Raw genomic sequence first — 16,652 nt, 5'->3', positions numbered from 1 at the left:
CATGCACTCCACACTTCACGCGTCATCAGGATTCGCCGTCGCCCAACGCCATCTTGATCAGGCTCTCGGCGTCCATCTCGTCGATCGACTCGGTCTCGTCGCCCGCGGGCGGAGAGGCATGCGCCCCACCGCGCCGGTCCGCGAGCTTCAGCAGGGTGTCCAGCACTCCGGCGGCCCTGAGTTGGTCAAGCGGCACTGTCGCCAGTGCGTCACGGACAGCGGCCTCGTCCACGTCGTCCTGGCTGCCGGGGCCGCCCTCGGTGGAGGCCCCGTCCCCCTCGGGGAGCAGCTTGCTCCGCAGGTACGTGACGAGCGCCGTGGGCGTCGGGTGGTCGAAGACCAGCGCGGCCGGCAGCCGCAGGCCCGTCGCCTCCCTCAGTTGGTTACGCAGCTCCACCGCGGTCAGGGAGTCGAATCCGAGGGTGCGGAACGCCCGGTCGGACCGTACGTCGGTGGGTGCGGCGAGCCGCAGCACGGTGGCCGCCCGTTCCTGCACGAGTTCCAGGAGCAGGTGCTCCTGCTCGAGCCCGGACAGTTCGAGGAGGTTCTGCCGCAGCGTCTCGGCGCGGTCGGCGCCGGTGGACGCGGACGTGCCGTCCGCCGTGTCCTCTTCGGCCGCGAGCGCCGCCCGCACCTCGGGCAGGTCGCCGATCAGCGGGCTCGGCCGCAGCGTCGTGAAGGCCGTGGCGAACCGCGGCCAGTCCACGTCCACCGCGACCACCGGCGTCTCGTCGTGCTCGATGGCCTGCTGCAGCGCGGTGATCGCGAGGGCGGGCGCCATCGGCGCCAGGCCCAGACGGGTCAACTGTTCGCCGGTGTCGCCTGCGGCCATGCCGCCGTCGGCCCACTGGCCCCACGCCACGGATGTGGCGGCCCAGCCGCGGGCCCGGCGGCGCAGGGCGAGCGCGTCCAGGGCCGCGTTCGCCGCCGCGTACCCGGCCTGCCGGGCGCTGCCCCACACTCCGGCGATGGAGGAGAACACCACGAAGGCGTCCACCGTCCCGCCCAGCAGCTCGTCGAGGTGGGCGGCGCCCGCCGTCTTGCCCGCCAGGACGTCGGCGAACGCGGCAGGTTCGGTGTCGGACAGGGCGGCGCTGTCGCTGACGCCCGCCGTGTGCACGACCGCGCGCACCGGGTCGCCCTCGGCACTCAACCGCTCGATCAGCGCGGCCACTTGGTCGCGGTCGGCGACGTCGCAGGCCTCCACGGTCACCTGGGCGCCGAGCCCGGTGAGCTCCGCCTCCAGCTCGGCCGCTCCGGGAGCCGCGGTGCCCCTGCGGCTGGTCAGGACGAGCCGTTGCGCTCCCCGTCCCGCCAGCCAACGCGCGACGTGGCCGCCCAGAGCGCCGGTGCCGCCGGTGATCAGTACGGTGCCCTCGGGCTGCCACGGGTGCACGGCGGGCGCTCCGTTCAGCGGCGCGCGCACGAGGCGGCGGCCGAACGCACCGGCCGAACGCACCGCGATCTGGTCCTCGCCCGCGCCACCGGCGTCACCGGCGCCCGGTCCGGATGCCTCGGCCGTCCGCCCCGCCAGGATTGCGCACAGGCTGTCGGCGATCCTGGAGTCGACCCCGTCGGCGGGCAGGTCGACGAGACCGCCCCAGTTGCCGGGCCGCTCCAGGCAGACGACCCTACCCACGCCCCATACCTGGGCCTGCGCCACGCTCACCGTGCGGTCCGCGGCACCGACCTGGACCGCGCCCATGGTGGCGCACCACAAGGGCGCCTGAAGCTCCACGTCGTCGAGGGCCTGTACCAGCGCGAGTGTCGACGTCACACCGGTGGGAACCGCGGCGTGCACGGGGTCGGGTGCCTCGTCCGCACCGAGGAACGACAGCACGCCGCCGATGCCGGACGGATCCACCTTGCCGTTCTCCGCGCCGATCTCCGCGCCGTTCTGCGTGCCGATCTCCTCCAGGAGTTCACCGAGAAGCCCGGAGAGCGCCTTGCGTTCGGCGTCGGCGGAGGACACCACCAAGGTCACCACGTGGGCGCCGTGCCCGGCCAGGGCGCGGCCGCAGGCGGAGACCGAGACGTCGTCCCGCAGCACCTCGGGGACCAGGACGATCCATGTGCCGGACAGTTCGGCGGGCTTGGCCTTCGACAGGGGCTTCCAGTCGACGCGGTAGCGCCAGGCGTCGACGGTGGAGCTGTCGCGGCTGTTGCGCCGCCAGGAGGCGAGGGCCGGCAGCACGGCGCGCAACGGCTCCGCCTCGGCCTTGTCCAGGGTGCCCATCAGGGCGTCCAGGTCCTCGCTCTCGACTGCCTGCCAGAACTCCACCTCGTCCGGAGACATCGCGCTCTGCTCGGGTGCGGGGGTGCCCGTGGCCTCGGGCCAGTAGCGCTCGTGTTGGAAGGGGTAGGTGGGCAGGTCCACGTGGGTGGCCTGCTGCCCGGCGAAGAGGGCCTGCCAGTCCAGCTCCACGCCGTGGACGTGAGCCTCGGCCAGGGAGGTCATGAAGCGGCGGGCCTCGTCCTCGTCACGGCGCAGAGTGCCCAGGGCCACCGCGTCAGTGCCCGCCGCCTCGAAGGTCTCCTGCAGGCCGAGGTTGAGCACCGGGTGCGGACTCACCTCAATGAACACAGCCAGGCCGTCACCGGCCGCCGCACGCACCGCTTCCTCGAACTCCACCGTGGAACGCAGGTTGCGATACCAGTACCCGCCGTCCAGACCGACCGTATCGTCCAGCAAGGCCCCCGTCAGCGTGGAGTAGAACGGCACCCGGCCCGAGACCGGCGCCACCTCCGCCAAAAGCTCAGCCAACTCGGCCTCGATCAGCTCGACTTGAGCCGAATGCGAGGCATAATCCACGGCAATCTTCTTCGCCCGAACACCCCGCTCGACGCAGGAGGCCACCAACTCCTCCAACGCCTGCGGCTCACCAGAGACCACCACCGAGGAAGGACCATTCACCGCCGCCACCGAGATACGACCCTCCCAGGCCGTCAGGCGCTCACGCACCTCCACCACCGGCAACGACACCGAGACCATCCCACCGCCACCCGAAAGAGCCAGCAGGGCACGTGACCTCAGCGCCACCACCCGCGCACCGTCCTCCAGCGACAGACCACCCGCGACGACCGCCGCCGCGATCTCCCCCTGGGAATGGCCGATCACCGCAGCCGGCTCCACACCACACGCCCGCCACAGCTCCGCCAGCGACACCATCACCGCCCACAGAACCGGCTGCACCACATCCACCCGCTCAAAGCCCGGTGCACCCGCCTCCTGCCGTACGACGTCCAGCAGGCGCCAGTCCGTGAACGGCTCCAACGCCGCCCCACACTCCGCCATCCGCGCCGCGAACACCGGCGAGGACTCCAGAAGCCCCGCCGCCATGCCCGTCCACTGCGCACCCTGACCGGGAAACACGAACACCGGACGGGCCGAGGAACCCACGACACCGCGCACCACACCGGCGGCCGAACCGCCGCCCAGCGCGACCGTCTCCAGACCCGACCGCAGCTCCTCCAGCCCACCCGCCAGCACCACCGCACGGTGCTCGAACCGCGACCGACCCAACGCCAACGCCCGCCCCACAGCAGGCAGTTCCGGCAGCCCGCCGCCCTCGACGACCAGCCGCAACCGCTCCGCCTGAGCCCGCAGCGCCCCCTCCGACTTCCCCGACAGCACCAGCGGCACACTCGCACCCACGACCGGCGCGGACTCGGCCAAGGACTCCGTCACCACAGGCTCCGCGTCCGGCGCCTGCTCCACGATCACGTGCGCGTTCGTGCCGCTGATGCCGAACGACGAGACACCCGCACGCCGCGGCGCACCCGTCTCCGGCCAGTCCCGCTGCCCGGTGACCAGCTCCACCGCTCCGGCCGACCAGTCGACCTGCGGCGTCGGCTCATCCACATGCAGCGTCTCGGGCACGATCCCGTGCCGCATCGCCTGCACCATCTTGATCACACCCGCCACACCGGCAGCCGCCTGCGTGTGACCGATGTTCGACTTGATCGAACCCAGCAACAGCGGCCGGTCCACCGAACGCTCCTGCCCGTACGTCGCGATGAGCGCCTGGGCCTCGATCGGGTCGCCGAGACGCGTTCCCGTACCATGCGCCTCGACCACGTCGACATCGATGGCGTCGAGTCCGGCGTTGGCCAACGCCGCCCGGATCACACGCTGTTGAGACGGACCGTTCGGAGCGGTCAGACCATTCGACGCACCATCCTGGTTCACCGCCGAACCTCGCACGACCGCAAGGACCCGGTGACCATTGCGGCGCGCGTCGGACAGGCGCTCCACCAGGAGCATGCCGACGCCCTCGCCCCAGCCGGTGCCGTCGGCCCCGGCCGCGAAGGACTTGCAGCGACCGTCGGGGGCGAGGCCACGCTGGCGGGAGAACTCCACGAAAGTGCCGGGCGTCGCCATCACCGCAACGCCGCCGGCCAGCGCCATCGAGCACTCGCCCGACCTCAGCGACTGGATCGCCCAGTGCAGCGCGACCAGGGACGACGAGCACGCCGTGTCGACGGTGATCGCCGGGCCCTCAAGGCCCAGCGTGTACGAGACACGTCCCGACATCACGCTGCCCGCGGTGCCGGTGCTGAGGTACCCCTCCAGGCCCTCTCCGACCGTGCTCGCGTGCGCCGCGTAGTCGTGGTACATGAGGCCGGCGAACACGCCCGTGTCGCTGCCCCGCAGGGCTAGCGGGTCGATGCCCGCGGACTCGACCGCCTCCCACGACGCCTCGAGGAGCAGGCGCTGCTGCGGGTCCATCGCCAGCGCCTCACGCGGCGAGATCCCGAAGAACGCGGCGTCGAAGTGCGTGGCATCGTGCAGGAACCCGCCCTCGCGGGTGTATGAGGTCCCGGGGCGGTCGGGGTCCGGGTCGAAGAGCCGGTCCACATCCCAGCCGCGGTCGGACGGCAGACCCGATATGGCGTCCCCGGAGGTGGAGAGCAGCTTCCACAGGTCCTCCGGGCCGGCGACCCCGCCGGGGTAGCGGCAGCTCATGCCGACGATCGCGATCGGGTCGTCGTGCGCCGCGGCGACCGTTCCCCGTACCTCGGCCCGTCCCTGGTGGGTACCGAGCGCCTCCGCCAGCATGAAGTCGGCCAGCGCGGCCGAGCTGGGGTAGTCGAAGACCAGCGTCGCGGGCAGTCGTAGGCCGGTGACGATGCTGAGCCGGTTGCGCAGCTCCACCGCGGTCAGCGAGTCGAACCCGAGGTCGTTGAAGGCGTGCTGGGGTGCGATCGCGTCGCCGGAGGTGTGCCCCAGCGCTTGGGCGACCTCGTCACGTACCAACTTCAGTACGCGTTGGCGCTGTTCGGCTTCGGGGAGTGCAAGGAGAGTGCGGGCAAAGGACGCGGACTGATCCACACCCGACTCCGCCACCCGCCGACTCGGCACCCGCACCAACCCACGCAACAACAACGGCGTCAACTCCGGACGCGCCCGCAACGCCGCCAAGTCCACCCGGACCGGCACCACCACCGACGCCTCCACACCCCCCGCCACATCGAACAACCCAAGACCCTGACCCGACGACAACGGCACCAGACCACCCCGCGCCAACCGCCGCAGATCAGCCTCACCCAACTGCCCCGTCATCCCACTCGCCTGCGCCCACAACCCCCACGCCAACGACTGACCCACAAGCCCCGCACCACGCCGCACCTCAGCCAACGCGTCCAGGAACGCATTCCCCGCCGCATAGTTCGCCTGACCCGCACCACCGAACACACCCGCCGCCGACGAGAACAACACGAACAGCGACAGATCCAAGTCGCGCGTCAACTCGTGCAGATGCCAGGCCGCATCCACCTTCGGACGCAACACCACGTCCAAACGCTCCGGAGTCAGCGAGGACAGCACGCCGTCATCCAGGACACCGGCGGTGTGTACGACACCCACCAGCGGATGCTCGGCGGGCACGCCTTCCAGCACCGCAGCCAGAGCGTCACGGTCAGCCACATCACACGCGGCCACCCGCACCCCGGCACCCAGCTCCTCCAACTCCGCCACCAACTCAGCGCTGCCTGGGGCCTGTTCACCGCGCCGGGACAGCAGGAGCAGATGGCGCACGCCCCGCTCGGCCACCAGGTGCCGGGCCACCAAACCACCCAGAACACCACTCGCACCCGTCACCAGGACCGTGCCCTGACCATCGAGATCGCCCACCGGCCGCTCGGCGGAAACAACCACCCGCGCCAGCCGCGGCACGAACACCTCACCACGCCGGACCGCCAACTGCGGCTCACCCGACGCCACCGCCGCGGACAACACCGCCCGCGACGCCTCACCCTCATCCGCATCGAGGTCGGCGAGGACGAAACGGTCGGGGTTCTCCGACTGCGCCGAACGCAGCAGACCCCACACCACCGCCTGCACCGGATCCGGCACCTCAGCCCCGTCACAGGCCACCGCACCCCGCGTCACCACCACCAACCGCGCCTGACCAGCCGACTCATCCGCCAGCCACCCCTGCACCAACTCCAACGCCCGCACAGCCACTTCATGCGCCCGCGCAACCACATCACCCGCGACGCCCGCGACACCCGCACTCAGATCCTCGACCCGCACCTCAGGCTCATCCTCAGCCGCATCCGCAGGCACAGCCAGCGCCGACCACTCCACCCGGAACAACGCGTCCCGAGCCACACCACCGCTACCCGCACCCCCCAACTGCTCGGCAGTCACCGGACGCAACGCCAGCGACTCCACCGACGCCACCGCAGCGCCCGTGCCATCGGCCAGCAGCAGGGAGACCTCTGCCCCGTGGCGGCGGAGCCGGACGCGCAGGGCGCGGGCGCCGACCGCGTGCAGGGAGACGCCGGACCATGCGAACGGCAGCTCGACGGCGCCGTCTTCGTCTTCGGTACGGCCCTGCGCGCCCAGGCCGATCGTGTGCAGCGCGGCGTCCAGCAGGGCGGGGTGCAAGCCGAACCCGTCGACGTCGGTGCCGTCGGGCAGCGCGACCTCGGCGTAGAGGTCCTCGCCGTGCCGCCATGCCGACCGCAGGCCCTGGAAGAGCGGGCCGTAGGCGTAGCCGGTCTCGGCGAGGGTCTCGTAGTGGGTGTCGACCGCGATGGCCTGGGCCCCGGTCGGCGGCCACTGGGCGAGGGTCTCCGCGGCGGCGGGGGCGGTGGACTGGTTCTGCCGGGTCACCGTTGCGGTGGCGTGGCGGGTCCAGCCGTCTTCCTGGGTGTCGGCGGGGGCGGAGTGGACGTGTACCGTGCTGCGGCCCGAGGGGTCCGGAAGCGTCGCGGTCACCTGGATCGCGACGGCTCCGGCGTCCGGCAGGACCAACGGCGCCTCGATCGTGAGCTCTTCGAGCAGGTCGCAGCCGATCTGGTCGGCGGCGTGCAGCGCGAGGTCGACGAACGCCGTACCGGGCAGCAGGACCGAGTCGAGCACGGTGTGGTCGGTGAGCCAGGGGTGTGTGTCGGCCGACAGCCGTCCGGTCAGCACCACTCCGTCGGTGTCCGCCAGGGTCATCGCCCCGGACAGCAGGGCGTGGCCTGCCGGGCGCATGCCCGCCGAGGAGACGTCGAGTCCCGCCCCGCCGGCCGGGGCGAGCCAGTAGCGCCGACGCTGGAAGGGGTAGGTGGGCAGGTCCACGTGGCTGTCCTGCTGCCCCGCGAAGACGGCCTGCCAGTCCAGCTCGACGCCATGGACGTGAGCCTCGGCCGCCGAGGTCATGAAACGGTGCGCCTCGTCCTCGTCGCGGCGCAGGGTGCCCAGGGCCACCGCGTCGTCCTGGCCGGCTGCCTCGAAGGTCTCCTGCAGGCCCAGGTTGAGCACCGGGTGCGGGCTCACCTCGACGAAGACGGTGTGTCCGGCGTCGAGTGCCGCGTGCGCGGCCGATGTGAACTGGACCGTGGAGCGCAGGTTGCGGTACCAGTAGCCGTCGTTGAGCTCGGCCGTGTCCAGCAGTCCGCCCGTCACCGTGGAGAAGAAGGGCACGGTGCTCGAACGCGGGGAGACGCCCTTCAGCGCGTCGGCCACCTGGTCCGCGATCGACTCGACCTGGGCCGAGTGCGAGGCGTAGTCCACGGCGACGTGCTTGGCGCGTACGCCGACGGCCTTGCAGGACTCGACCAGTTCGGCCAGCGCGTCCGACTCGCCGGAGACGACCACCGAGGACGGGCCGTTGACGGCGGCCACCGAGATGCGGCCGTCCCAGACGGTCAGGCGTTCACGCACCTCGTCCAGGGGCAGCGACACGAACACCATGCCGCCCTTGCCGGCGAGTTCCAGCAGCGCCCGGCCGCGCAGTGCCACCATCCGTGCGCCGTCCTCCAGCGACAGGCCGCCGGCGACGCAGGCCGCCGCGATCTCGCCCTGGGAGTGGCCGATGACCGCCGCGGGCTGCACGCCGCACGCCCGCCACAGCTCGGCGAGCGAGACCATCACCGCCCACAGGACCGGCTGAACCACGTCGGCCCGGTCGTAGTCCGGGGCGTCCTCCCCGCCGCGTACGACGTCCAGCAGACGCCAGTCCGTGAACGGCTCCAACGCCGCCGCGCACTCCGCCATCCGCGCCGCGAACACCGGCGAGGACTCCAGGAGTCCGGCCGCCATGCCCGTCCACTGCGCGCCCTGGCCGGGGAACACGAACACCGGACGCGTGGGGCCGTCCGCCGCGCCGCGTACCAGGTTGGGGGCCGCGCCGCCCGCCGCGAGGGCCGCAAGGCCGGAGCGGAAGCCGTCCGCGTCCTGTGCCACGACCGCCGCGCGATGGGTGAACCGCGCCCGGGTCGTCGCCAACGCCCGGCCGATCAGGGCAGGTTCGGGTGCCTGTGTGCCGTCGATGAGTTCCCGCAACCGCTCGGCCTGGGCCCGCAGTGCGTCCTGCGACCTGGCGGACAGCACCAGGGGCACGTCCCCGCTCACGACGGGGGCGACGGCGGGGGTGACGACCACTTCGCCGGGTGTGGTCGTCGCGGGTGGCTGCTCCGGGGCCTGCTCCACAATGACGTGGGCGTTGGTGCCGCTGATGCCGAACGAGGAGACTCCGGCCCGCCGCGGCTCGCCGGTCTCCGGCCAGGCGGCCGGCTCGGTCAGGAGCTCGACCGTCCCCGCGGACCAGTCGACTTGGGGCGTCGGCTCGTCCACATGGAGGGTGCGCGGCAGCACGCCGTGGCGCATCGCCATGACCATCTTGATGACACCGGCGACGCCCGAAGCGGCCTGTGCGTGGCCGATGTTGGACTTCAGCGAGCCGAGCAGCAACGGCCGGCCCTCCGGACGCTCTTGGCCATACGTCGCGATGAGCGCCTGGGCCTCGATCGGGTCACCGAGACGCGTTCCCGTACCGTGCGCCTCCACCGCGTCCACCTGCGACGCCGACAGACCCGCATTCGCCAGAGCCTGACGGATGACACGCTGCTGCGACGGGCCGTTCGGCGCCGTCAGACCATTCGACGCACCGTCCTGGTTCACCGCCGAACCACGGACCACCGCGAGAACCTGGTGACCATTGCGGCGCGCGTCCGAGAGCCGCTCCACCAGGAGCACGCCCACGCCCTCGGACCAGGCGGTGCCGTCGGCGCCCGCGGCGAATGCCTTGCAGCGGGCGTTGACGGCGAGGCCGCCGTGCCCGCTGAACTCCGTGAAGACTCCGGAATCGGCCATGATCATGGCGCCGGAGGCCAGCGCCATCGAGCACTCGCCCGACCGCAGCGCCTGGATCGCGAGGTGCAGCGCCACCAGCGAGGAGGAGCAAGCCGTGTCCACCGACACCGCGGGCCCTTCCAGGCCGAAGGTGTAGGCGACGCGCCCGGACACGACGCTGCCCGCCGTCCCGGTCAGCACGTGCCCGGCGACGCCTTCCGGCAGGTGCGCGAGCGATGTGGCGTACCCGGAGGACGAGGTGCCGGTGAAGACGCCGGTCCGGCTGCCGCGCACCGTGGCGGGGTCGATGCCCGCCCGTTCGAAGACCTCCCAGGAGGCTTCGAGGAGCAGGCGCTGCTGCGGGTCCATCGCCAGCGCCTCACGCGGCGAGATCCCGAAGAAGCCGGCGTCGAACTCCGCGGCGTCGTAGACGAATCCGCCCTCCTGGGGGAGGCCGTCGGCGCCGCCGTCCGCCGTGGTCGGCAGCCGCCAGCCGCGGTCCGTGGGGAAGGCCGCTATGCCGTCCGTCCCCGCGGCGACGAGCTGCCACAGGTCCTCCGGGGAGCTGACGCCGCCGGGGTAGCGGCAGCTCATCGCCACGATGGCGATGGGGTCGTCGCTGTCCGCCGTGCCGGCGCGCACCGCGGTCGCCGGCGTCCCGTCCGTGCCGGGCGCCTCGACCAGTTCGGTGTGCAGATGGGCGGCCATCACGGTCGGTGTCGGGTAGTCGAAGATCAGTGAGGCGGGCAGCCGCAGGCCGGTGGCCGCGCCCAGGCGGTTGCGCAGTTCGACGGCCGTGAGCGAGTCGAATCCGAGGTCCTTGAAGGCCCGGTCCGGGCGCACGGCGCCCGCCGACGCGTGCCCGAGGACCGCGGCGGCCTGGCCGCTCACCAGCTCCACGAGCGTCTGCCGCCGCTCGGCCTCGTCGAGTCCGCGCAGCCGCTGGACGAGCGTGGACGCGGCCTGGCCCGCGGAGGCCGCGCCGCGCCGCCTGCCCTGCCCGCGTGCTGCGGCGAGCCCCTCGAAGAGGGAGGGCCGTGCGCTACGGCCGCGCAGGGCGGCCAGGTCCGGCTTCATGGGCACGAGGAGCGCGTCGTCCACGGCCAGGGCGGCGTCGAAGAGCGCGAGGCCCTCCTCCGCCGACAGTGCGCGCAGCAGCCCGGCGCGCGGGGTGCGTCCCGGGTTCGTCCCGCGCAGCTGGTCGATCATGCCGCCGGCCTGTTCCCACGGGCCCCAGGCCAGGGAGGTCGCGGCGAGACCCTGGGCCCGCCTGGCCTGGGCCAGGGAGTCGAGGAAGGCGTTCGCGGCCGCGTAGTTGCCCTGTCCCGGCGCACCGAGCAGTCCGGACGTCGAGGAGAAGAGGGCGAACACGCGGAGGTCGAGGCCGCGGGTGAGCCGGTGCAGGTGCCAGGCCGCGTCGAGCTTGGGCCGTAGCACCGCCTCCAGACGGTCGCCGGTGAGCGAGGAGATGACGCCGTCGTCGAGGACTCCGGCGGCATGGACCACCCCGGTCAGCGGGTGCTCGGCGGGGATGCCGGCGACCAGCTCGGCGAGCGCGTCGGCGTCGGCGGCGTCGCAGGCCGCCAGGGTGACGTCGGCGCCGAGTCCGGTGAGTTCGGCGGCGAGTTCCGGCGCGCCCGCCGCGGCGCCGCCGTTCCGGCTGGTCAGCAGCAGGTGCCGGACGCCGTGCTCGACGACGAGGTGCCGCGCGAGGACGGCCCCGAGCGCTCCGGTGCCGCCGGTCACCAGGACGGTCCCCGTGCCGTCGAGCGGCTGCGGGACGGTCAGGACCACCTTGCCGATGTGGCGCGCCTGGCTGAGGAACCGGAAGGCCTCCGGTGCCCGGCGCACGTCCCAGTCGCGCACCGGCAGCGGGCGCAGCGCCCCGCTTTCGAAGAGCGCGACCACCTCGGCCAGCATCTCCCCGATCCGTTCGGGCCCCGCCTCGATGACGTCGAAGGCCCGGTAGGCGACGCCGGGGTGTGCGGCGGCGACCGCTTCCGGGTCGCGGACGTCGGCCTTGCCCATCTCCACGAACCGGCCGCCGCGCGGCAGCAGGCGCAGCGAGGCGTCCACGAAGGGCCCGGCGAGGGAGTCCAGGACGACGTCGACGCCGTGCCCTTCGGTACCGGACCGGAACTGGTCCTCGAACTCCAGCGTGCGCGAGGACGCGATGCGTTCGTCACTCAGCCCCAGTTCCCTGAGGGTGTCCCACTTGCCCTGGGAGGCCGTGCCGTAGACCTCGGCGCCCAGGTGCCGCGCCAGCTGGACGGCCGCCATGCCCACGCCGCCCGCGGCGGCGTGCACGAGCACCGACTCGCCGGGACGCAGCGCGGCCAGGTCGACCAGGCCGTAGTAGGCGGTGAGGAACACGATGGGGACCGAGGCCGCCTGGGTGAACGACCAGCCGTCGGGGATCCTGGCGACCATCCGGTGGTCGGTCACCGCGGTCGGCCCGAAGCCTCCGCTGAGCAGGCCCATGACGCGGTCGCCGAGCGCGATCCCGGTGACGTCGGGGCCGACCTCGACCACGACACCCGCGCCCTCGATGCCCATCGTGGCGCGCCCCGGGTACATGTCGAGCGCGATCAGTACGTCGCGGAAGTTCAGCCCCGCGGCGTGCACGGCGACGCGTATCTGGCCGCTCTCCAGGCCGTCGAGTGCCTGCGGATGGGGCAGCAGGCCCAGGCCGTCGAGGGTGCCCTTGTTCGCGCTGTCGAGCCGCCAGGCCGGGACACCGGGGGGCGGCAGCAGTATGCCGTCACGCCCTGCCCGCACGAATCGGGGGGCGTGCAACGTCCGTCCCCGCAGGGCGAGTTGAGGCTCACCACTGGAGAGGGCCGACCGCAGGGCCGGGGCGTCGAGTGCGTACGGCTCGTCGGCGTCGAGCAGGACGAAGCGGTCCGGGTTCTCCGACTGGGCCGAACGCAGCAGGCCCCACACTGGGGCGGCGGCCAGGTCGGGTCCCGCGGCCACATCACCGTCGGGCCCGACGGCACCGCTGGTCAGCACCATCAGCCGGGCCGCGTCGAACCGCGGGTCGGCGAGCCACTGCTGCACCAGGGCGAGGGCGCGGTGGGCGGCCCGGTGCGCGGCAGTCGCGTCGTCCACCCCTGAGGGGCGTTGGGTGAAGTCCACGAGGACGACGTCGGGCACATCGGCGCCGCCGTCGACGGCGTCACCCAGCGCGGCGAGGTCCACGAAGGTGTCGAACGCCTCGAAGGCCGCGGGATGCCCGTCCTCGTCGGCCGCGAGCGCGACGGCCCACCGCACTTCGCCCGACGGCTGCTCCGACGGCTGCTCCGACCGCGGCGCGGCTTCGCCGACCTCGGTCCAGCCCAGCTGGAACAGCCCGTCCAGGGCGGCCGTGGCAGGGGTCCCGAACTGTTCGGCTGACACCTCGCGCAGCACCAGCGACTCGACGGCCGCGACGAGTTGTCCCGCGCCGTCCGCCAGGTGCAGCGACACCGCGTCCCGTCCCGCCGGGCTGATCCGCATCCGCAGCGTGGTGGCGCCGGTGGCCCGCAGACAGACCCCGCCCCAGGAGAACGGCAGCCAGCCACGCCCGTCGGGGTCCGCCGCTCCCCGCTCCGCCGCGCCGCCGAGCAGGCCGCTCACCGCGAGTGCATGCAGCCCGGAGTCGAGTAGCGCAGGGTGCACGCCGAAGCCGGCCACGTCGAGGTCGGCCACCGCCACCTCGGCGAGCACCTCGTCACCCCTGCGCCAGGCCCGGCGCAGCCCCTGGAAGGCCGGGCCGTAGCCGAACCCCCGCACGGAGAGCTGCCCGTACACGTCATCGACACCGATCGGGGCGGCATCCTGTGGCGGCCATACCCGCAGCGTGTCCCGTACGAGCGACGCGGCGGCGTCCTCCGCGGCCGCGTCGGCCGGCGCGAGCAGACCCGTGGCGTGCTGGGTCCAGTCGCTCTCGTCCTCGCCGTCGGCCCTGGAGTGCACGCCGATGGACCGGCGGCCGTCCTCCTCCGGAGCGCCCACCACCACCTGCACCTGGACCCCGCCGGAAGCGGGGAGCGCCAACGGCGCCTGCAGGGTCAGCTCCTCCACCACTTCACAGCCGACGTGCTCACCCGCGTGCAGCGCGAGGTCGACGAAGGCGGTGCCGGGCAGCAGCACCGCACCCATGACGGCGTGATCGGCGAGCCACGGCTGCCGCTGCACGGACAGGGAGCCGGTGAACAGGAACTCGTCGGTGTGCGCGAGCCCCACCGCGGCACCGAGCAGCGGATGCTCCCCCGTGCGCAGCCCGAGCCCGGACACGTCGCGGGGCGCGGCCCAGCCGCTCTTCGGCCAGAAGCGCTCACGCTGGAAGGCGTAGGTGGGCAGGTCGACGCGGCGGGCGTCGGTACCGGCGAAGTACGCGGACCAGTCAACTTCCTTGCCGTGTACGTGGAGTTCAGCGAGGGCGGTGAGCAGGGTCTCCGGCTCGTGACGGTTCTTGCGCAGAGCGGGTACGAAGGTGAGCTCCTCGGCGCCGGAGCCGGACGTCACGCAGTCCTGGGCCATCGCGGAGAGGACTCCGTCGGGACCGAGCTCCAGGAACGCGGTCACGCCTTCCGCTTCCAGGGTGCGGATGCCGTCCAGGAAACGGACGGCCTCACGGACGTGGCGGACCCAGTACTCCGGGTCCTGGATCTCCTCCGCCGACAGGACCTCGCCCGTCACATCCGAGACGATCGACAGCTGCGGGGCGTTGAAGGTCAGCCCCTGAGCGACCGCGCGGAAGTCGTCGAGCATCGCGTCCATACGCGGCGAGTGGAACGCATGACTCACCCGCAGGCGCTTGGTCTTACGACCCTCACCCTCAAAATGCGCGGCAACCCGCAGGACCTCCGCCTCATCACCCGAAATCACCGTGGAGCGCGGCCCGTTGAGCGCGGCGATCGAGACACCCTCGACCAGCAACGGGACGACCTCGTCCTCCGCCGCCTGCAACGACACCATCGCCCCACCGGCCGGAAGCGCCTGCATCAGACGACCCCGCGCCGCCACCAGCTCCGCCGCATCCTCCAGCGACAGCACCCCAGCCACGTACGCAGCCGACAACTCACCAATGGAGTGGCCCAGCAAGAAGTCGGGCTTCACACCCCACGACGTCACCAGCTCAAACAGCGCCACCTCAAGCGCGAACAGCCCGGCCTGCGTGAACTGCGTCTGGTCCAACAGCTCACCGCCGTCGAAGACGACCTCACGCAGCGGCTGGTCGAGGTGACGGTCCAGCTCGGCGCAGACCGCGTCGAACGCATCCGCGAACACCGGGAAGGCCGCGTGGAGTTCACGCCCCATACCGACCCGCTGCGACCCCTGCCCCGAGAACAGCAGCGCCACCGGCTCGTCCTCGCCCGTGGTGGAGCCCATCGCGTCGGCGGTGCCGGGGTCCTCCGCCAGCGCGGCGGCGCGACGCAGCAGGGTCTCCGTGTCCTTGCCGATGAGGACGGCCCGGGTCTCCAGCGCGGTCCGGGTCCGCGCCAGCGAGTAGCCGATGTCCACGGCGTCGAGGCCCGCGCCGTCGGCGTGCGCCAGCAGGCGCCCGGCCTGGGCGGCGAGGGCCGGCAGTGACTTGGCCGAGAGCAGCCACGGCACGACCGGCAGGGACACCGTCGCCGGCTCGGTGGCCTGCTCGGTCTCCGGCGCCTGTTCCAGGATCAGGTGCGCGTTGGTCCCGCTCATGCCGAACGAGGAGACGGCGGCGCGGCGCGGCTCGCCCGTCTCCGGCCACGCCACCGGCTCCGTGAGCAGCTCGACGGCCCCGGCCGACCAGTCCACGTGCGAGGACGGCTCGTCCACATGCAGGGTGCGCGGGAGCACGCCTTCGCGCATCGCCATGACCATCTTGATGACGCCCGCCACACCGGCGGCGCCCGCCGTGTGACCGATGTTCGACTTCAGCGAGCCCAGCCACAGCGGACGCCCCTCGGGGCGCTCCTGGCCGTACGTCGCGATCAGGGACCCCGCCTCGATCGGGTCGCCGAGCCTGGTGCCGGTGCCGTGCGCCTCCACGGCGTCGACCTGCGCGGCGGAGAGGCCCGCGTTGGCGAGGGCGTCCCGGATCACGCGCTGCTGCGAGGGGCCGTGCGGGACGGTGAGCCCGCTGCTCGCGCCGTCCTGGTTGATCGCCGATCCGCGGATGACGCCGAGTACGCGGTGGCCGTTGCGGCGGGCGTCCGAGAGGCGCTCCACCAGGAGCATGCCGACGCCCTCGCCCCAGCCGGTGCCGTCCGCCGCCTCGGCGAACGCCTTGCACCGGCCGTCCTCGGCGAGGCCCCGTTGCCGGGAGAACTCCAGGAACGCGCCCGGGGTGGCCATGACCGCCACCCCGCCGGCGAGCGCCATGGTGCATTCGCCCTGGCGCAGCGCCTGGGCGGCCCAGTGGAGTGCCACCAGCGACGACGAGCACGCGGTGTCCACGGTGGCGGCGGGGCCCTCGAAGCCGAGGGTGTAGGCGATGCGGCCCGACATGACGCTGGCGGCGCTGCCGATGGCCAGGTAGCCGCCGAGCTCGGCCGTGTCGTTGTGCAGGAGCGAGGCGTAGTCCTGCGCGTTGGACCCGATGAACACCCCGGTCCGGCTGCCGTGCAGGGAGACAGGGTCGATGCCCGCCTGCTCGAAGGCCTCCCAGGAGGTTTCGAGGAGGAGGCGCTGTTGTGGGTCCATCGCCAGTGCCTCACGCGGCGAGACCCCGAAGAACTCGGCGTCGAAGTCCCCGACGGAGCTGAGGAACCCACCCTGATTGGCATAGGACGTGTCCGGGTTGTCCGGGTCGGGGTCGTAGAGCCCCTCGACGTCCCAGCCGCGGTCGTCGGGGAAGTCCGATATCGCGTCGACGCCGTCGGCGACCAGCCGCCACAGTTGCTCGGGCGAACGGACGTCACCGGGAAAGCGGCAGCTCATGCCGACGATGGCAATCGGCTCCTGCTCCTCGGACTCCACCTCGTGGAGCCGCTGCTTCGTCTGGCGAAGCTCAGCGGTCATCCACTTCAGGTGGTCCAGGAGTTTCTCTTCACTCGCCATCGAAACAGCACCGCCCCTTGAGAAAAGCTTGGTTTGCACACGCGTTCACGGGTTC

The 16,652-nt window shown here is 72.6% G+C and carries 1 protein-coding gene; it reads right to left on the bottom strand.

The window, feature by feature from the left end; translation table 11 throughout:
- Nucleotides 1–25: 25 nt before the first annotated feature.
- The gene (locus AB5J49_RS35670) at nt 26–16,636 is read right to left on the bottom strand and encodes a type I polyketide synthase (RefSeq protein WP_369172972.1); all 16,611 of its coding nucleotides are present in this window, start codon (nt 16,634–16,636) and stop codon (nt 26–28) included.
- Between the last annotated feature and the right edge of the window lie 16 nt (nt 16,637–16,652).

This window comes from Streptomyces sp. R28 (assembly GCF_041052385.1).
GTDB lineage: Bacteria > Actinomycetota > Actinomycetes > Streptomycetales > Streptomycetaceae > Streptomyces.
Note: the sequence above shows the minus strand (reverse complement) of the source record. Positions and strands in the feature narration are given on the sequence as shown.